Origin of the sequence: Frankia sp. R82, from assembly GCF_023716925.1 — a bacterium.
In the GTDB taxonomy this organism is placed as follows: Bacteria; Actinomycetota; Actinomycetes; order Frankiales; family Frankiaceae; genus Frankia.
In genome coordinates this window covers 1-18,530 of sequence record NZ_JAMQQG010000084.1, presented here as the reverse complement: position 1 = coordinate 18,530, position 18,530 = coordinate 1, and the positions used below count along the sequence as shown (strand labels likewise).

The following is an 18,530-nucleotide window of genomic DNA, read 5'->3' as shown; positions in this document are numbered from 1 at the left end:
CCCGCGGGGGCCGCCGGCGCGGCACCCGGCGCCCCCGCCGCAGCAGGCACCCCCACCGGCCCGGTGGTGATCGACGTGACCGAGGCGAGCTTCGCCACGGACGTGATCAACCGCTCGATGCAGGTGCCGGTCGTGCTCGACTTCTGGGCCTCGTGGTGTGGCCCCTGCAAGCAGCTCAGCCCGGTGCTGGAGAAGCTCGCGGTGGCCGACGGCGGGCGCTGGATCCTCGCGAAGGTCGATGTCGACGCCAACCCGCAGCTCGCCCAGGCGGCCGGTGTGCAGGGCATCCCGGCGGTCAAGGCGGTCGTCGGCGGGCGGATCATCGGCGAGTTCACCGGCGCGGTCCCCGAACGGGAAGCTCGGGCCTGGCTCGACCAGCTGTTGTCCGTCGTCGCCGAGGCGACCGGCGGCGCGCAGGGCGGCGCACCGGGGGATGGCGCTCCCGAGCGGGACCCGCACCTGGTCGCCGCCGAGAGTGCGCTCGCCCACGGTGACTTCGACACGGCGATCGAGTCCTACCGCCTCCGTCTCGCCGAGGCACCGGGTGACCCGGAGGCCGCGATCGGCCTGGCCCGCGCCGAGCTGCTGCGCCGGGTGCGCGACCACGACCCGGCCCGGATCCGGGCCCGCCTGGCCGCCGATCCGGCCGACGTGGAGGCTGCGATCGCCGCGTCCGACCTGCGCCTTGCCGAGGGGGACACCCCCGGCGCGCTGGCGGACCTGGTCGCCCTGGTGCGGCGTACCGCCGGCCCCGAGCGGGAGCAGGTCCGGGCCCACCTGGTCGGCCTCTTCCAAGCCCTGGGCGACGAGGATCCCGCCGTCGCTCCCGCCCGCAGGTCGCTGGCCGCTGCGCTGTTCTGAGGGCCGCGGACGCCGGCCTGGTGTTGTGGTCGGGCCCGGCGCCGTCACCGCGGTGGCGCCGGGCCCGACGACCACCGCCGAGTCGGCGCCGCGCCGACACCTGGTGGTGGGGAAACCCAGGTCAGGTAGCCGGGTCGGGGTCGTGCCGCAGCCAGACGGCGCCGAGGACGGGCAGCGTCACCGCAGCGGACGCCGGCAGGCCGTGGTACGGCTGGTCGGTGGCGTACACGGCGCCGAGGTTGCCGAGGTTGGCGCCGCCGTAGCGCTGACTGTCGGTGTTGAGGACCTCCCGCCAGCGGCCGGGGAACGGCAGGCCGATCCGGTGGCCGTGGTGGGCGATGCCCGCGAAGTTCGTGATGCAGGCAAGCGCCCCGGAACCCGACTCCGTACCCGGACTCGCGCCGGCTCCACCGGCGGCAGCGGGGCCGGCCCAGCGCAGGAACGAGAAGACGTTGTTGCCGGTGTCGTTCGCGTCGATCCAGGAGAAGCCGGTCGGGTCGACATCTCGCTGGTAGAGCTCGGGGGAGCTGCGGTACAGGGCGTTGAGGTCGCGCACGAGAGTGGCGACGCCGTGGTGGCCGGGCTCGGCCAGCAGGGGCCAGTCGAGGGAGGCGGCCTCGTTCCACTCGTTGTCCTGGCCGAACTCGCTGCCCATGAACAGCAGTTTCTTGCCGGGATGCGCCCACATGTAGGCGTACAGGGCGCGCAGGTTCGCCAGCTGCTCCCAGCGGTTGCCGGGCATCCGGCGCAGCATCGAACCCTTGCCGTGCACGACCTCGTCGTGGCTGAACGGCAGGATGAAGTTCTCCGAGTAGGCGTAGACCATCGAGAACGTCATCTGGTGGTGGTGGAAGCTGCGGTGCACCGGCTGGTGGGAGCTGTAGTCCAGGGTGTCGTGCATCCAGCCCATGTTCCATTTGAAGCCGAAGCCGAGCCCGCCGAGGTGGGTGGGGCGGGTGACGCCGGGCCAGGCGGTCGACTCCTCGGCGATCATCATGGCGCCGGGGAAGCGGCGGTAGACCGTCGCGTTGGTCTCCTGCAGGAACGCCACCGCGTCGAGGTTCTCCCGTCCGCCGTGCTCGTTGGGTAGCCACTGCCCGTCGGGGCGGGAGTAGTCCAGGTACAGCATGGAAGCCACCGCGTCGACCCGCAGTGCGTCGACGTGGTACTCCTCGAACCAGTACAGGGCGTTGGCGACCAGGAAGTTGCGCACCTCGGGCCGGCTCACGTCGAAGACGTAGGTGCCCCAGTCGGGCTGTTCGCCGCGGCGCGGGTCGGGGTGTTCGTACAGGGGGGTGCCGTCGAAGCGGCCCAGGGCCCAGGCGTCCCGGGGAAAGTGCGCCGGCACCCAGTCGACGATCACGCCGATGCCGGCGGCGTGCAGGGCGTCGACGAGGTGGCGGAACTCGTCCGGGCTGCCGAAGCGCGCCGTCGGGGCGTAGTACGCGGAGACCTGGTAGCCCCAGGAGCCGCCGAAGGGGTGCTCGGCGACGGGCAGCAGCTCGACGTGGGTGAAACCGTTGTCCCGGACGTAGGCGGTGAGCTGCTCGGCGAGTTCGAGGTAGGACAGTCCGCGCCGCCAGGAACCCAGATGCACCTCGTAGATGCTGATCGGCTCGGCGTGCCAGGCGGTGCGGGCGCGTCGGGCGAGCCACTCCTGGTCGTCCCAGGTGTAGGCCGACCGGGTGACGACGCTGGCGGTCGCCGGCGGTACCTCGGTGCGAAACGCCATCGGATCGGCCTTCTGCCGCCAGACGCCGTCGAAGCCGAGGATCTCGTACTTGTAGCGCAGGCCGGCGCCGGCACCGGGGACGAACAGCTCCCACACCCCACAGCTGCCCAGCGAGCGCATCGGGAAGGCCCGACCGTCCCAGAAGTCGAAGTCGCCGACCAGGCGCACCCCCCGCGCGGACGGTGCCCACACCGCGAAACTGGCGCCGGTGACGGCTGTCCCACCAGGCGTGTGCAGGGTGCGCAGGTGGGCGCCGAGGACCTTCCACAACTGCTCGTGGCGCCCCTCGCTGATCAGATGCCGGTCGATCTCGCCGAGGGTCGGCAGATGCCGGTAGGGATCCTCGATGACGACGGTGGTGTGCGGGTAGGTCACCTCGACCTGGTAGTCGGGCAGGTGGCCGGGCAGCGCGGCGGCGAACACCCCGCCGCTGTGCAGCCGGGTGGCCCGGTGGCGCTCGTCGCCGACCAGCAGCGCGACGGCGCTCGCGTCCGGGCGCAGGATCCGCACCACCGTCGCCTCGCCGGACGGATGGGCGCCGAGCAGCGCGTGCGGGTCGTGATGGGTGCCGGCCACGAGCCGGTCCAGCTCCGGCTGGGGCACGGTCAGCGACGGCGGCTCGGCCACCGGGGCCGGGCTGTCCGCGCCGGTGGACTGGGTCGGCTGGGTGGTCTCGGCCGCAGGCACCGTCTCGGCTCTTTCGGTCGTGGGGACCGGCGGCTCGCCGGGGTGGGTGAACCGCTCGGGCGCGCGATCGGCCAGGGCCACCCGGCCCTCCCGGTCGCGGATCGACGCATCGGGGCCGGCCGGTGCGGCGGGGCCGGTGGGGGCCAGCCAGCCGCCGGCACGCTCGGCGCCGCGGCGTCCCGTTCGCGCCGTGCCGTTGTTGACGTCGCCGTTGTTCACGGGGACACCCCTGCCTCTCTCCGCGTGGGGGATCGGGTGATCTGGTGGACGGTTCGGACGGGCCCGGCCCGGCTGGCCGGGTTCGGGGCCGGCCCGGGGGACGGGGCCTGGGCGAGGGCTAGCCGGCGGGTGCTGCCGGCGTGGCGATCTCGGTGAGCCGGGTGATCGCGGACAGTGGGATCCGCACCCAGCCCGGCCGGTGCCGGGCCTCGTACAGCACCTCGTAGACGGCCTTGTCGAGTTCCAGGGCGCGCAGCACGGTCATGTCGTCGCGCGGGTCGCGACCGGCGGTGCTCGCATAGCCCCGGCAGAACGCGTCCCGGTTGCGCTGTGCCCATTCCTGCGCGCGGGTCACCAACGCGGGTTCGTCGGGCCGCTCGAGCTGCAGGGACCGGGCCGCGTAGTCGAACGAACGCAGCATCCCGGCGACGTCGCGCAGCGGGGACTCCAGGCCGGTACGGTCGGCGACCGGCCGGGCCGGTTCACCCTCGAAGTCGAACAGCACCCAGCCGGAGTCGACCCGCAGCACCTGGCCGAGGTGCAGGTCGCCGTGCAGACGTTGGAAGGGACGGGGGTGCGCGACCGCCGGCGAGACGTCCGCGAGCACGTCGTAGGCGGCCCGCACCGCGGTCGCATGCGGACCCAGCGCGTCCACCCCTTCGAGCGCGGCGTCCAGGCGTCCGTGCAGGTAGGCGGCCAGATCACGCAGGTCGGTCGAGGTCGGCGAGCGGGTCGGCAGGACGCGGGCGAGATCGGCGTGGACCTCGGCGGTGGCGGCACCGAGCCGTTCGGATTCGGCGGAGAAGTCGCCCCCGACCTCGTCGGCGCGCAGGTCCGCCTCGGCATACAGGTCACGCACGCTGGCCAGCGCCAGCCGCCAGCCCTCGCTGCCGCTGCGCAGGTACTCCTGCAGAAATCCGAACGTGGTCGGGACGCCCTCGACCGTTCCGGAGTACCAGGCGACGGGGGCGGCGACGTGGGAGCTGCCGGCGGATGCCAACGCCCGGGTGACCTCGAGGTCGGGGTTCTCGCCGGGCCACAGCCGGCGGAACACCTTGAGGATGTACGCGTCCCCGTAGACGATCGACGAGTTGGACTGCTCGGCGCCCACCGGGGCGGCGGGCAGATCGACCAGCGGCACCCGGGTGTCGTCGTCCGGCGCCGGCACCCGTTCGGCGACGAGGCCGTCGCGGTGGACGGCGCGGGCGAGGAACTCCAGCAGCACGGCGGCGCCGCGCGGGTCGGCCAGCCCGTCGTACACCAGCCCGCCCCCGCACTCGCCGAGCAGGAAGCCCTCGTGGCCGTGCGGCGCGTCGGTCCGCAGTACCAGCGGGACCTGGTAGTACTCGGCGGGGCCACGGTCGTAGTCGACCTCGACGACCAGCAGGCGCAGTGGCTCGCCGACGACGAGGTCCCGGTGGATCCGTACTCGGCCGCCGGCACGGCCCTTCCCGGCGAACCAGCGCTGCCGAGGCAGCCAGTCCGCCAACAGGCCGCTCAGTTCGCCATGGTGGTCACCCATCCCCGGCCTCCCGGTGCCCGCAGTCGACGATCATCATTGCACCTAACGTCGAATATCCCGAAAATACCTTTCCTTGTCCGTACTACGCCTACACAGCGCACCAACACCGGTCCGGACCGTCCTCACCGCCGTCCTCGCCTGCCTCCCCACCATCCGCCGGCCGGACCCCGCCGTCGACGGCCCATGTCCGGCGCCGGGCGCCGGGCCGGCATCCGCCGGGGCGACCGGGCACGCCGTAGGGGCCGGGTACACCGGACAGACCGCGGAATCGGCGGACGAACAGCGGAATCGACGGGCGGGCGGCGGTCGGACGGGGAGCGGGGGACCGGTGCAGGACGGTTGATCGGGCAGGCCCGGGCGATCGCACGAACATCACCCGGGCCGACGGACGGAACACGAACAGGCCTCAGGGAGTGAACTCCCCCGGTCTGGTCAGTGCGAACCAGTAATGTCCGTGACCTGGCAGGGTCAGCAGGTACGGCAGGTCCCCGATCGGCGGGAAGTGCACCCGGCCCAGCAGCTCGACGGGCACCATTCCCTCGAACCGGCGCAGGTCCAGCTCCACTGGCTGGGCGAAGCGTGACAGGTTCGCCACGCACAGCACACTGTCGTCGCCGAACTCGCGGACGTAGGCGAACACCGAGGGGTTGGACGCGCCCAGTTCCTCGAAGCTGCCCAGGCCGAAGACGGGGTGGCGCTTGCGCACCTCGATCATCCGTCTCGTCCAGGACAGGAACGAGGTCTGGGTACGCTGCCCGGCCTCGACGTTGAGCCCCTGGTAGCCGTACACCGGGTCCATGATCAGTGGCAGGTAGAGCCGGGCCGGGTCGGAGGTGGAGAAGCCGGCGTTGCGGTCGGGCGACCACTGCATCGGCGTGCGGACGCTGTCGCGGTCGCCGAGATAGATGTTGTCGCCCATGCCGATCTCGTCGCCGTAGTAGAGCACCGGGGAACCCGGCAGCGACAGCAGCAGCGCGGTGAACAGCTCCATCTGGTCGCGGCTGTTGTCCAGCAGCGGCGCCAGCCGGCGGCGGATGCCGATGTTCGCCTTCATCCGGGGGTCCTTGGCGTACTCCGCCCACATGTAGTCACGCTCGTCGTCGGTGACCATCTCGAGGGTGAGCTCGTCGTGGTTGCGCAGGAAGATGCCCCACTGGCAGTTCGTCGGAATCTGCGGGGTCTGCGCCAGGATCTCCGAGATCGGGTAACGCGACTCGCGCCGGACCGCCATGAAGATGCGCGGCATCAGCGGGAAGTGGAACGCCATGTGGCACTCGTCGTCGGCGCCGAAGTACTCGACGACGTCGGAGGGCCACTGGTTGGCCTCGGCGAGCAGCACCCGGTCGGCGTACTTGGCGTCGACCTCCTTGCGGACCCGGCGCAGGTACTCGTGCGTCTCGGGCAGGTTCTCGCCGTTGGTGTTGTCCCGCACGTACAGGTAGGGCACCGCGTCGAGGCGGAACCCGTCGATGCCGAGGTCCAGCCAGAACCGCAGGACCTCGAGCATCGCCTCCTGGACATCCGGGTTGTCATAGTTCAGGTCGGGCTGGTGGGAGAAGAACCGGTGCCAGTAGTACTGGCCGCGCACCGGGTCCCAGGACCAGTTCGACTTCTCGGTGTCGACGAAGATGATCCGGGCTTCCGGATAGCGGGTGTCGGTGTCGGACCAGACGTAGAAGTCGCCGTAGGGGCCGTCCGGATCCGAGCGGGACGCCTGGAACCACGGATGCGCGTCCGAGGTGTGGTTCATCACCAGGTCGGCGATGATCCGGATGCCGCGCCGGTGGGCCTCGTCGACAAGTGCGACGAAATCACCCAGATCGCCGAACTCGGGCAGGACCTGGAAGTAGTCGGCGATGTCATAGCCGCCGTCGCGCAGCGGCGACGAATAGATCGGCAACAGCCACAGGCAGTCGACGCCGAGCCACTCGAGATAGTCGAGTTTGGAGATCAGGCCGCGGATGTCCCCGGTGCCGTCACCGTTGGAATCGGCGAAGCCGCGGATCAGCACCTCGTAGAACACCGCGCGCTTGTACCAGTGCGGGTCACGGGCGGTCTCGCCGACCGGACCGGACGGCGTCGGCCCCGGGGAGTCGGCGCGGATCGGCTCGCTCAGCGGTTCCGGCTCGGTGTTGACGATCGTGATCTCGGAGGCCCCGGTGTCGTCGAGTTCGTCCGTCATGACCGTGGCCGCACGGTGAAGATGTGGGCGGGCTCCAGCGCCGGGTCCAACCGGACGTAGTTGTCTCGACCCCACTGGTAGGTCGCCCCGGTGATCTCGTCGGTGACCTCGAGCGTGTCATGCCAGTCGAAACCGAGTGCGGGCATGTCGAGGCGCACGGTGGTCTCGTGGGCCTGATGCGGATCCAGGTTGACGACGACGATCACCGTGTCTCCCGCGGAGCCGCCACCCGCGGAGCCGCCACCCGTGAAGGCGGCGCTGGCCGGGCCGCCACCGGACGACGGGCCGGTCACCGGGACGCCGGTGGCGGCATCGGTGGCGGGCAGCTGCTTGGAGTAGACCATGATCTGCTCGCCGTCGGCATGGTGCAGGTGCAGGTTGCGCAGCCAGTGCAGGGCGGGGTGGGCCCGGCGGATCTGGTTGAGCCGGGTCAGGTACGGCGCGAGCGAGAGCCCGGCCGCCTCGGCCCCGGCCCAGTCTCGCGGCCGGTACTGGTACTTCTCGGAGTCCAGGTACTCCTCGCCGCCCGGGCGGAACACCGCGTTCTCGTACAGCTCGTACCCGGCGTAGACGCCCCAGGTCGGCGACAGCGTCGCCGCGAGCGCCGCCCGGATCCGGAACGCCGCCGGCCCACCGTCCTGCAGGTAGGCGGGCAGGATGTCCGGGGTGTTGACGAAGAAGTTCGGCCGCATGTAGTGGGCGGCGGCGACCAGTTCGGTCGCGTACTCCTCCAGTTCCCACTTCTCGTTGCGCCAGGTGAAGTAGGTGTACGACTGGGTGAAACCGACCTTGGCCAGAGTGTGCATCATCGCCGGCCGGGTGAACGCCTCGGCGAGGAAAAGCACGTCCGGTTCGGTCGCCTTCACCTGGCCGATGAGCCATTCCCAGAACTCGACCGGCTTGGTGTGGGGATTGTCGACACGGAAGATGCGCACTCCGTGCCCGGTCCAGTACCGGACCACCCGCAGGATCTCCTGGTAGAGACCGTTCGGGTCCGCGTCGAAGTTCAGCGGGTAGATGTCCTGGTACTTTTTCGGCGGGTTCTCGGCGTACGCGATCGAGCCGTCACTGCGCACGACGAACCACTCCGGGTGCCGCTTGGCCCACGGATGGTCCGGCGCGCACTGCAGGGCGAGATCGAGGGCGATCTCCATCCCGAGCGAGTGGGCGCGGGCGACGAACAGGTCGAAGTCCTCGATCGTGCCGAGGTCGGGGTGCACGGCGTCGTGGCCACCGTGCTCGCTGCCGATCGCCCACGGCGAGCCCGGGTCGTCCGCACCCGGGGTGAGGGTGTTGTTCGGACCCTTGCGGTTGACCTCGCCGATCGGATGGATCGGTGGCAGGTAGACCACGTCGAAGCCCATCGCCGCGACTGCGGGCAGCCGCTCGGCGGCGCTCAGGAACGTCCCGGAGCGTGGCGGGTCGAGGGTGGCACCCTCCGAGCGCGGGAACAGCTCGTACCAGCTGCCGTAGAGCGCCCTGGGCCGGTCGACCCAGACCCGGTACAGCGGCGAACGGGTGACCAGCTCACGCAGCGGGAACGCACTGAGCAGGCTCACCAGGCGCGCGTCGAGCACCGCGGCGATCCGGTCACGGGGATCATCGAGGGTGTCGTCGCGCAGCACGGCGACCGCGCGGGCGATCTCCGCCCGGCGTCCCTCCGGCACGCCCGGCAGCGCCCGCAGCAGCAGGCGCGCACCGTCCTCGAAGTCGACGGCGAGTTCGTCGGCGCTCTGTCCCGCGCCGACCTTCAGCTCGATTCCGTGTCGCCAGGTGGCGACGGGATCCGCCCACGCCTCGACGCGGAACCCCCACAGGCCACTTCCGCCCACGGTGATCTCCGCCTCGAAGCGGTCGGTGCCCGCGCCGACCACCCGCATCGGCACGTAGGGCGTGCCCTGACCGTCCGGCCCGGACAGCACCACGTTCGCACCGATGAGATCGTGACCCTCCCGGAAGACGGTCGCGCCCACGGTAATTTCCTCGCCCACGACCGCGCGCGCGGGCCACTGGCCGCACGACACGACCGGGGTCACGTCAGAGATGACAACCCGGCCTACTGAACGTCCGATCATCATGGCGACCTTATCCAGACGAACCACGCCTCAATGGTCCGCCCTGCACGTGGCGAATAGCGACACCTCTACGTGAACTGCCCGCGACCATCGCGTGGGTGATTGTTGGCATCGAGGTGGGTCGGTCTGCACCGTCCGGATGGTCTGCACTGCTGCCGATGTTCCCCGGTTGCCGTGCCCACGAACGTCCGAACCGCGTCTGTTGTGTGGTTCGGCGTGGACTTTCGCGGCCAGACCGGTGCCACTGGACGGTCTGGTGCCGCCCGCCGGCGGTGCTCGGGCGTTGGGCGCACGGTGTGGATGGGTCCGTTGGGTCGCGGGCCGAGTTTCCAGTCGTGTTACGGCGCCCCCGCGTGTTACAGCCACGTGACCAATCTCTTCGGGGGGCGACCGGGAACCTCGCACCGCGCCCGTTCGTCCCGCAGTGCACACGCGCCGAGGGGACACCTGCGCTGACGGGCACCTGTGCAGACGGGTGTCCGTACGGCCGGCCCCGGCACCGGCGCGCGTGGTGTACCCGGGTGCGGTCGCACGGGGGCGCTCGCGCCCGGCAGTAGGCTGCCGGCGCCCGGGTCGCACCATCGCACCGCGTGACCAAAAAGTAAACACATCGCAGCTGTCCGAGCGTCGACGGTGGTCGGCGTACGTGGGAGGAGAAAGAACTGTGGGAGTAAGTCTCAGCAAGGGCGGCAACGTCTCGCTGTCCAAGGAGGCCCCCGGCCTGACCAGCATCCTGGTCGGGCTGGGCTGGGACGTGCGCAGCACGACCGGCGCCGACTTCGACCTGGACGCCAGTGCCATCGCCTGCCGGGCCGACGGCAAGGTCGTCTCGGACGGGTACTTCATCTTCTTCAACAACCTCAAGAGCCCGGACGGGGCCATCGCGCACCAGGGTGACAACCTCACCGGTGAGGGCGAGGGCGACGACGAGGCGATCACGGTGAACCTCACCTCGCTGCCCACCGAGATCGACAAGATCGTGTTTCCGGTGTCGATCTATGACGCGGAGTCCCGCCAGCAGAACTTCGGCCAGGTCCGCAACGCCTTCATTCGCGTGGTCAACGGCACGGGTGGTACCGAGATCGCCCGCTACGACCTCACCGAGGACGCCTCCACCGAGACCGCGATGGTCTTCGGCGAGGTCTACCGGCACGGCAGCGACTGGAAGTTCCGCGCCGTCGGTCAGGGCTACGCCTCGGGCCTTGCCGGCATCGCCCGCGACTTCGGCGTCAACGTCTGACCGAACATCGACGTCTGACCGAACGTCGGGGCCCGGCCGAGCGCCGAGCCCCGATCACATGCTGCTGGCGCCCAGCGAGTTGGCTCCGGTGTAGCCCATTTGTCAGGCCGCGCACCCCTGGTGAGCGGCTACGATGCCGTCGACCGCCGATTGGGGCCGATGGCCTCGTGATCGACGCGGTCTCCGGTGATTTCGAGCGACCCGGCGGATCCGACGGACCGCGGATCCGCCCGCGCGGTGTGACCGGGTGACCGTGGTCTGGCGATCGGTCCGGAAAGGTGTTGATGGGCGTGCACGCCTTGCGGATCTTCGGATGGTCCTTTGCAATAACCGCAGTGGGGGTGGCCGCGGCCGGGGTGCTCGGTGGCCCCCGGGACGCGGCCATCGTGGCCATCCTCGCGATCCTGGAGATCAGCCTCTCCTTCGACAACGCAGTGATCAACGCGACGATCCTGCGGCGGATGAGCGAGTGGTGGCAGAAGATCTTCCTGACGCTCGGTGTGCTCATCGCCGTGTTCGGCATGCGGCTGCTGTTCCCGATCGTGATCGTGGCACTGACCGCGCATCTGAACCCGGTCGACGTGTTCGACCTGGCGCTCAACGACAGCGCGCAGTACGCGGACAAGCTCGGGAACGCGCATCCGGCGATTGCCGCGTTCGGTGGGATCTTCCTGTTCATGATCTTTCTGGACTTCATGTTCGACGGCGAGCGTGACATCCAGTGGATCAAGAAGCTGGAGGAGCCGCTGCGCCGGGCCGGCCAGCTGGACGTGCTTCCGATCGTGATCGCGCTCGTCTCGCTGCTCGTCGTCGGCGAGGCCTTTTCCGGTGACAACACCCAGCAGGTGCTCACCGCCGGTGTCGCCGGCATGGCCACCTACCTGGCGGTGCGTGGCCTCGGGGAGTTCTTCGAGTCGCAGGGGATCGGGGAGGAGGACGAGGACACCGAGGATGCTGGCGACGACAGCGCCGTCGGACGTGGCGTGGCGACCGCCGACACGGCCGCTCCCGCCCGGACCGGCGGGTCGTCCAAGCTGGTGCTCGCCACCGGCCGGGCCGCCGTGTTCCTGTTCCTCTACCTGGAGGTCATCGACGCCTCGTTCTCGTTCGACGGGGTCGTCGGGGCGTTCGCGATCTCCCAGAACATCTTCGTCATCGCCGCCGGCCTCGGCATCGGCGCCATGTACATCCGGTCGCTGACCGTGTATCTGGTTCGTCGCGGCACCCTGTCCGAGTACATCTACCTCGAGCATGGTGCGCACTACGCGATCGGCGCGCTGGCGATCATTCTGGCCGTCTCGATCGAGACCGAGGTTCCGGAGATCGTCACCGGCCTCGTCGGTGTCGCCTTCATCGGCCTGGCCCTGGTGTCCTCCATCCGACACCGGCGCAGGGAGGCCGCCGCGGCGGGCGACGACGCCGGCCACGGCGACGAGCCCGACAAGTCCCGTGAGCCGGCCGCGGCCCCGCTGTAACCACACTGCCTGCACCTGCGTGTCACCTGGTACGACGGCACCACACCACCTGGTACGACGGCACTGCTCGGGACGAGGGCACGGCCGGCACGACCGCACTGCTTCGTGGGACGGCTCTGTCCGTGGGACGACGGACAGAGCCTGGAGCAGCAGGCAACGGATGTGACATCGTCGGGAGCATCCAGTGATCCGACAGACTTCCGGAACCCGCGTAGGCGCCCGGCGACCGCGCAGGGACCCGGCGACCGCGAGGGAGCGGACCCATGGGCATCGACTACTCCAAGCGTCCGGCCACGCCACCGGCCGGTTCCGGCCCGGTGTCGCTGAGCAAGGTGACACTGACCAAATCCACTCCGACCGTGTCGCTGAGCAAGCAGGGCGGCGGCGGGCGACTGCACGTGAACCTGAACTGGAACCAGACCCCCGCGGGCGGTGCACCCAAGGGCGGTTTCCTCAAGCGCGTGCTCGGCGCGGGCTCCGGTGGCATCGACCTCGACCTCGCCGCGCTGTTCGAGCTGTCCGACGGCCGCTCCGGCGTCGTCCAGGCGCTCGGCAACGCGTTCGGCTCGTTCGACGCACCGCCGTTCGTCAACCTCGACGCGGACGACCGGACCGGTGCCGCCACCGGCGGTGAGAACCTCTACGTCAACCTCAACCAGATCGCCCAGATCCGCCGGGTGCTCGTGTTCGCCTTCATCTACGAGGGGGTGGCCTCCTTCGATCAGGCCGACGCCGTGGTCACCCTGACCCCCGCGCAGGGGGCCCCGATCGAGGTACGGCTGGACGAGCAGGCGGGTGGCGCGCGGATGTGCGCGATCGCGCTGTTGACGAATACTGGCAACGACTTCAGCGTCAGCCGTGAGGTCCGGTATGTCAGCGGGCACCGTGACCTCGACCAGGCATATGGATGGGGACTGAACTGGACCGCCGGCCGTAAGTGAGACACGCCGGTACCTCGCGATGACCCCCCCGGTCCCGCCGCCCGGCGGCGAGGAGGATCGATATCCGATGTTCCAGCCACGCCGCGACCCCGCCCCACGCACCGAGCGGACGAGCTGGTTTCCCAACGGGCCGACCCGTCCCGGGTCCTCGGAGGAGGACGACCCGGTCGAGTACCCGGATCGTCGTGGAGCCGACGCCCTGGGCACCGACCGCCAGGGCCCCGATTATCGGGGTGCCGATTTTTCGGATCCCGAGTACGACGATGTCGACCCGCGTGGCGTCGACCCGCGTGGTGTCGACCCACTCGACGTCCGTCCACGTCATGTCGATCCCCGGGCATCCGGGGGCACCGCGTCGGACCCCTACCGGCCGGATCCGCGTCAGCCCGATCCGCTGGGCCCAGCCCCGCTGGTTCGGGGATTCCCGATGGGTACGGCGTCGCCCTCGGGGCCGGCCCAGCCGGTGGAGGCGCGGTATCCGGAGGTCTCACCGCCTACCGGTCCGGTGGAGTATCCGGGCCTGGCGGACCAGCCGGACCGGGGACGACCGGTGGACCCGTTCGACCAGTCCCGGTCGACCCACGCCCAGGCACCCCGTCCCTGGAGCCCCACCGGCCAACCGGCCAGTCTCGGCAGTTTCTTCGACGGCTCCGTGGATCGCCGCGAGGTCGAGAGCCACCGCGATGTCACGGAGGGTGACACTGCCGCCGACCGGGTCGACGACGACCGCGGTTCGCCGCAGCGGCCCGAGCCGGCCGGCGGCCCCCGCCACGCGGGCGGCCCGTCCGAGTGGGACGTGCCGTCGGTGCCGGTGGGCATCCGCGGCTTCACCGCCGAGTCGGCGGGCACGAGTGTGGGCTACCGCCGGTACCCCGACGATGCGGATGGCCTCGGTGCGTCCACCCGGTACGGTGACGGCGTCGCGGGTGGTGACGCCCGCAGCGATGTCCGCAGCGATGTCCGCAGCGATGTCCGCAGCGATGTCGATGGGTACGCCGACGAGTACCCCGGATCCAACCGCTATGGCGACTACGCCGGCCCCGCCGACTATCAGGGCTCGGCGGAGTACCGGGACTCGGCGGAGGACTTCGCGACCTCCTCCGGTGACTATTCGGCCTCGTCCGGTGACTACCTGGGTTCGTTCGGCCGTCTCGGCTCGACCGGCTATTCGGACTCGTCCGGCCAGGACCAGGGAAATGCCGCCGGCCGAGACCATGATGCGGACCACGACCGGGGTGCGAATTTCGATCATGATGTGCCGGTCGCCCGGGGCCGGACCAGGTTCGTGGGCGACGGGGGGTCCGTCGGGGAGGGCCCGGGCGGCGCCGAGGTGGGCGCCCCCGACGAGGTGGAAGTGCCGACCGGGACGGGCTACGCCGAGCGCGGGTTTGCCGGGGGTCCCACCGGGGGGGTGGTCGTCGAGGCGACCTCCGGCGGGCCGTCCGGCGGACCGGGCCCCGAGCCCGACGATCCGGCCGCCGTGCTGTTCGGCGCCGGTTCGCTCCCATCGGACTCCACCGAGGACGTGCCGGCCGCCGACGGGCCCATCGATGCGATCGGGGCCGGCGCGATCGGGGCGCAGGACGCCGAGTCGGTGGGCGGGCACGCGACCGACTGGCCGCAGGCTGCGCCGACGGCGGAGCCGCCAGCGCCGGACCTGCCGCCGACGGACCTGCCGCCGACGGACCTGGCAGCGGTCGATCTGTTGGCAGGTTCGGTCGGTGCGGTGCAGGCGGTGGCACTGGAACGGCTGGCCAGCCGGGTCGACGAACTGGCACGCCTGCGCCGCCACGACGCCGAGCTGGTGGACCGGCTGCACGCGGAGAACAGCCGACTGCGCTCCGGTGAGCTGACCGAGGCAATGGCGCCGCTGCTGCGTGGACTGATCAGACTGCACGACCAGATGGGTAGCCTGGGGGCGGACGATCCACAGAGCGTCGCCGGCATCCTGCGCAAGCAGTTGCTTCAGGTGCTCGACTTCGCGGTGGACGTGCGTCCTTATACCGCCGTTGTCGGCGGAACCTTCGATCCGGCTCGGCATCTGGGTGTGCGGCGCGTGCCCACCGACGATCCCGGGCGGGACGGGACGATCGCGCGCACGGTCCGGCCCGGCTTCGTCCGCGGCGAGACGACCGTGGTGCGGCCTGCGGAGACCGAGGTCTACCGCGCGCGCTGACGGGTGGCCCGCCTGCGCTGACGGATACCCCGCGCTGACATTGCGTGAGATGTTGACCTTGTGTGAAAGGGAGAGTTCAAACGGTGGCGGGTACCAAGGTGTTCGGGATCGACCTGGGCACGACCTACTCCTGCATCGCCCAGGTCGACGAGTACGGTCGGCCGGACGTGATCCGCAACATCGAGTCGCAACCGACGACACCGTCGGTGGTGCTGTTCGACGAGGGCACCGAGGGCGAGACGTCCTTCGTGGTCGGGACCCAGGCCAAACGTCAGGCCCGGATCCGTCCGGACGATGTCGCCCGGCTGGTCAAGCGGCACATGGGCACCTCCGACTGGCGTTTCGTCGCCCATGACGTCGAGTACAGCGCCGCGGCCGTGTCGAGCCTGGTGCTCAAGGCGCTCGTGGCGGACGCCGAGCGGGCGGCCGGTGTGCCGGTGACGGATGTCGTCGTCACGGTGCCGGCCTACTTCGGCGACGAGGAACGCAAGGCGACCAAGCTCGCCGGCGAGCTCGCCGGGCTCAACGTCGTCGACATCATCAACGAGCCGACCGCCGCCGCGTTCGCCTACGGGTTCGGCCAGGACGGCGCCGAGGAGTCGACCGTGCTGGTCTACGACCTCGGCGGCGGCACGTTCGACACGACCGTCATCCGGCTGAGCGAGGGTGCGATCACGGTCGTCGCCACCGACGGCGACCACGAACTCGGCGGCGCGGACTGGGACAACGAGCTCGTCCGGTACCTGGCCCAGAAGTTCACCGAGGCCGAGCCCACGGCAGGCGATCCTCTCGACGACGTCTACGACGAGCAGGAGCTGCTCAGCGCCGCCGAGGACGCCAAGCTCGCCCTCTCCGGGCGCGACAGCGTGGACGTCCTCGTCGTGCACAAGGGGCACCGGGTGAGCGTGCCGGTGACCCGGGCGACGTTCGAGGAGATCACCGGGCCGCTGCTGCGTCGCACCCTGGAGCTGACCGGCTCGGTGCTGGCCCGGGCGCGGGAGAAGGGCGTCGAGCAGATCGACCTGTGTCTGCTGGTCGGTGGAATGAGCAAGACCCCGATGGTCGGGCGCAGCCTGCAGGAGTCCTTCGGGCTCACCTCGCGCCTGGTCGATCCGGATCTCGCGGTCGCCAAGGGGGCCGCGGTGTACGGGCAGAAGAAGGCGCTGGAGCGGGCCGTCCACTCGGATCTGGTGGCCAGCGGTGCGCTGCGGCCGGACCAGGACCTGGAAGCGGCCGAGGACGCCGACGTCGAGCGGGCGGCCGCGGCCAGCGCCGACGAGGCGGGGCTCGCGACCGCGTCCGTCGTCGACCTGGTCCGCACGAAGGTGACTAACGTCACATCGAGGGGTTTCGGGATCTTCGCCGAGGACCGCGGAGTTCCGGTCGCGGCGTTCCTTGCCCATCAGAACGATCCGCTGCCGATCTCGGTGGTCCGCACGTTCTACACGGTCACCGACGACCAGGCCGAGGTCGATATCCGGGTCTTCGAGCAGGGCACCACCGCGGAATCCAAGGAGATCGAGGACAACAAGGTGATCGTGGCCGGCGCGATCACCGGAATTCCGCCGGGCCATCAGCGTGGGACTCCGGTCGAGGTCACCTTTGCGATGGCCGCGGACCAGACCATCCGGGTTACCGCATCGCACGAGGGTGCCGCCACCGCACTGGTTCTGCAGGTCCGGGCGGGTGTCGGCTCGGCGGAGATGCGGGCGACGGAATCGGCCAAGGTGAGTCTGCTCAAGCGCCGTGACTGATCCTGCGGGTCGGCTACCTGCACTTCTTAACAGTATTAACGAACTAACAAACTGCTAACAGTTACGAATTCGTAGTAATCCACCTTCACCCGCGCTTATGGGCGTCGTTCGAGAAGTCAGTAAGGTTCTGGCCCGGACACCTGGTTGGGTTCGGGAACGAGCGGAACGGGCACGCCGACACCGCCCGCTCCCGAACCCGACCGCGATGTCCGTGACGTCGGGGCCCCTGCCTCGGCGTCGCTAACTACTCTCGGATGTGGGCCTGCGGGTGTGGAACGGTTGACCTGCCGTTCCGCGTACCGCGTTCGGCGCCCGGGGGGGCCGGGCGGGTCACCGACCGGTCCGACGGGCAGGTGGGACGAAGGTGGATCGTTGAGCGCGGCGTTCGATGGCAGCGGGTACCGCCAGCGTGTGCTGGCGCCGTTGCGGGCGAGCTCCTCGGTGGAGACCGCTGATCCCTTCCTCATCGCCGGCCTCGATCCCACGGTCAGCCACACCGACTCCGAGGTCAGCACGCATCTTGTCCGGGTTCTGGCGTTCCTGCAGCGCGAGCGCAACTCGGCCAAGTACGCGACGCTCGCCACGGAGCTCGTGCGTCGGCGGGCCGAGTGGGAGGAGCCGCTGCGTGAGGCGGACTCGCGCGAGCAGATCCGGGCGCGGGTGCTGTCCGCCCGGCGCAGCGGTGACGCCGAGCGCCTGGCCAAGGTCGACGGCTACCTGGCCACCGTGCGCGAACGCTTCGGCGGCATCCCGGCGTCCCGGGTCGAGGGGCTGCGCCGGCTCGCCGCGGCCGCGGGCGTGTCCGCCGCGGAGTTCGACGCCCGGCTCGGGCGCGAACAGCTCATCGTCGACGGCGTCGGCGGCGGCATCGAACCGCTGCCCAGCGAGGTGCGTCGCCAGATCGCCCAGCGGCTCGGGGAACTGCGCGCCCTGCGCGGCGGCGACCGGGTCTCCAGCGCCTCGCTGTGGGCGTTTCTGGGGCTGACCCCGGATGCCTCCCCCGAACGGCTGCGCGCCGCCCACGCCGCGGTCGCGGCGGCCAACAACCGCCGCCCGCACGACCGGGAGAAGACGGTCACCGCCGACCTGCTGGCCCTCGTCTGGGCCCGGCTGATCGAAGGCGATCCCGCCGCCTACACGGTGGGCCTGCTGGCCGACGCCGCCGACGAGCTGCGCCCCGCCGTCGAGGAGCACGTGGTGCTCGACGGCGAGCTCACCGCCGTCGCCTTCGAGGGCCTGGTCCGCGCGGCGCTGGCCACCGGCCGTGGCCTGACCGCGGCCCAGGCCAAGTCGGTCGTCCTCGGCGTCACCCGGGAGCTCGGCGCCGCGGTGAACGTCGGCGGCGTCGTCGACTATGTGGTCTGTCCCGGCTGCGGGCGCCCCGAGGCCGCCGGCACGGCCCAGCACTGCCGCTACTGCGACACCGACCTGTACACCACCTGCCCGTCGTGCGGCACCTTCACCGAGGCCGCCGCGGTGGTCTGCCGGCACTGCGGCCACAGCCTGCGCCAGGCCAAGGAGGCCGCCGAGGCGCTGGCCGCGGTGCGTCGAGCCCTCGAGGGCGGTCAACCGCGGACCGCGGGTGAGCTGCTGGCCGCCGCACATCCGGTGCTGGTCGCCGTCGGCGGGCCGGTCGCCGGCGCCGCCGAGGAGCTCGGTGGCCGGC

Annotated in this window: 10 protein-coding genes and 1 pseudogene; 7 read left to right on the top strand and 4 right to left on the bottom strand. The window is 70.8% G+C overall.

Going from position 1 to position 18,530, the window contains the following annotated elements:
- Positions 1-861 (top strand): tetratricopeptide repeat protein (locus tag ND747_RS14800; protein WP_285900547.1); only part of this gene is annotated, 861 nt, incomplete at its 5' end.
- A gap of 121 nt (positions 862-982) precedes the next feature.
- Here ND747_RS14800 and glgB read toward each other — a convergent pair.
- From glgB to ND747_RS14780, 4 genes are all read right to left on the bottom strand, one after another.
- Positions 983-3,499: a 1,4-alpha-glucan branching protein GlgB gene (gene glgB, locus ND747_RS14795; RefSeq protein ID WP_251734202.1), complete on the bottom strand. Its 2,517-nt coding sequence runs from the start codon at positions 3,497-3,499 to the stop codon at positions 983-985.
- 118 nt (positions 3,500-3,617) lie between these two features.
- Positions 3,618-5,021, bottom strand: coding sequence for a phosphotransferase (locus ND747_RS14790; RefSeq protein ID WP_251734201.1), 1,404 nt, complete (start codon positions 5,019-5,021; stop codon positions 3,618-3,620).
- 406 nt (positions 5,022-5,427) lie between these two features.
- On the bottom strand, positions 5,428-7,203 hold the full coding sequence (gene treS, locus ND747_RS14785; RefSeq protein WP_251734200.1) for a maltose alpha-D-glucosyltransferase: 1,776 nt from the start codon (positions 7,201-7,203) through the stop codon (positions 5,428-5,430).
- Complete coding sequence (locus ND747_RS14780) at positions 7,200-9,281, bottom strand: alpha-1,4-glucan--maltose-1-phosphate maltosyltransferase (RefSeq protein ID WP_251734204.1); 2,082 nt, start codon at positions 9,279-9,281, stop codon at positions 7,200-7,202. Before ND747_RS14780 ends, treS begins: the two co-directional genes overlap by 4 nt.
- A 661-nt stretch (positions 9,282-9,942) precedes the next feature.
- On the opposite strand from ND747_RS14780, the gene ND747_RS14775 reads away from it, so the two are divergent.
- The 6 genes and pseudogenes from ND747_RS14775 to ND747_RS14750 form a co-directional block, all read left to right on the top strand.
- Positions 9,943-10,518 (top strand): TerD family protein, encoded by a 576-nt coding sequence (locus ND747_RS14775; protein WP_251734199.1) that lies wholly within the window; start codon positions 9,943-9,945, stop codon positions 10,516-10,518.
- 290 nt (positions 10,519-10,808) lie between these two features.
- Positions 10,809-11,993 (top strand): DUF475 domain-containing protein, encoded by a 1,185-nt coding sequence (locus ND747_RS14770; RefSeq protein WP_251734203.1) that lies wholly within the window; start codon positions 10,809-10,811, stop codon positions 11,991-11,993.
- Positions 11,994-12,256: 263 nt separating this feature from the next.
- Entirely contained in the window at positions 12,257-12,934 is a 678-nt protein-coding gene (locus ND747_RS14765; RefSeq protein ID WP_251734198.1) for a Tellurium resistance, read from the top strand.
- 67 nt (positions 12,935-13,001) lie between these two features.
- Positions 13,002-15,110 carry a hypothetical protein gene (locus tag ND747_RS14760; protein ID WP_251734197.1) on the top strand — a complete coding sequence of 703 codons (2,109 nt, stop codon included), beginning with the start codon at positions 13,002-13,004 and terminating at the stop codon, positions 15,108-15,110.
- 83 nt (positions 15,111-15,193) lie between these two features.
- Positions 15,194-16,864 (top strand): Hsp70 family protein, encoded by a 1,671-nt coding sequence (locus tag ND747_RS14755; RefSeq protein WP_251734196.1) that lies wholly within the window; start codon positions 15,194-15,196, stop codon positions 16,862-16,864.
- A gap of 372 nt (positions 16,865-17,236) precedes the next feature.
- Positions 17,237-18,530, top strand: a pseudogene (locus ND747_RS14750) (zinc ribbon domain-containing protein); the annotation flags it as partial.

Excerpts from the sequence above, each read along its gene's own strand:
- ND747_RS14790 (WP_251734201.1), bottom strand. The coding sequence starts at position 5,021 with ATGGGTGACCACCATGGCGAACTGAGCGGCCTGTTGGCGGACTGGCTG.
- treS (WP_251734200.1), bottom strand. The coding sequence starts at position 7,203 with ATGACGGACGAACTCGACGACACCGGGGCCTCCGAGATCACGATCGTC.
- ND747_RS14780 (WP_251734204.1), bottom strand. The coding sequence starts at position 9,281 with ATGATGATCGGACGTTCAGTAGGCCGGGTTGTCATCTCTGACGTGACC.
- ND747_RS14765 (WP_251734198.1), top strand. The coding sequence starts at position 12,257 with ATGGGCATCGACTACTCCAAGCGTCCGGCCACGCCACCGGCCGGTTCC.
- ND747_RS14760 (WP_251734197.1), top strand. The coding sequence starts at position 13,002 with ATGTTCCAGCCACGCCGCGACCCCGCCCCACGCACCGAGCGGACGAGC.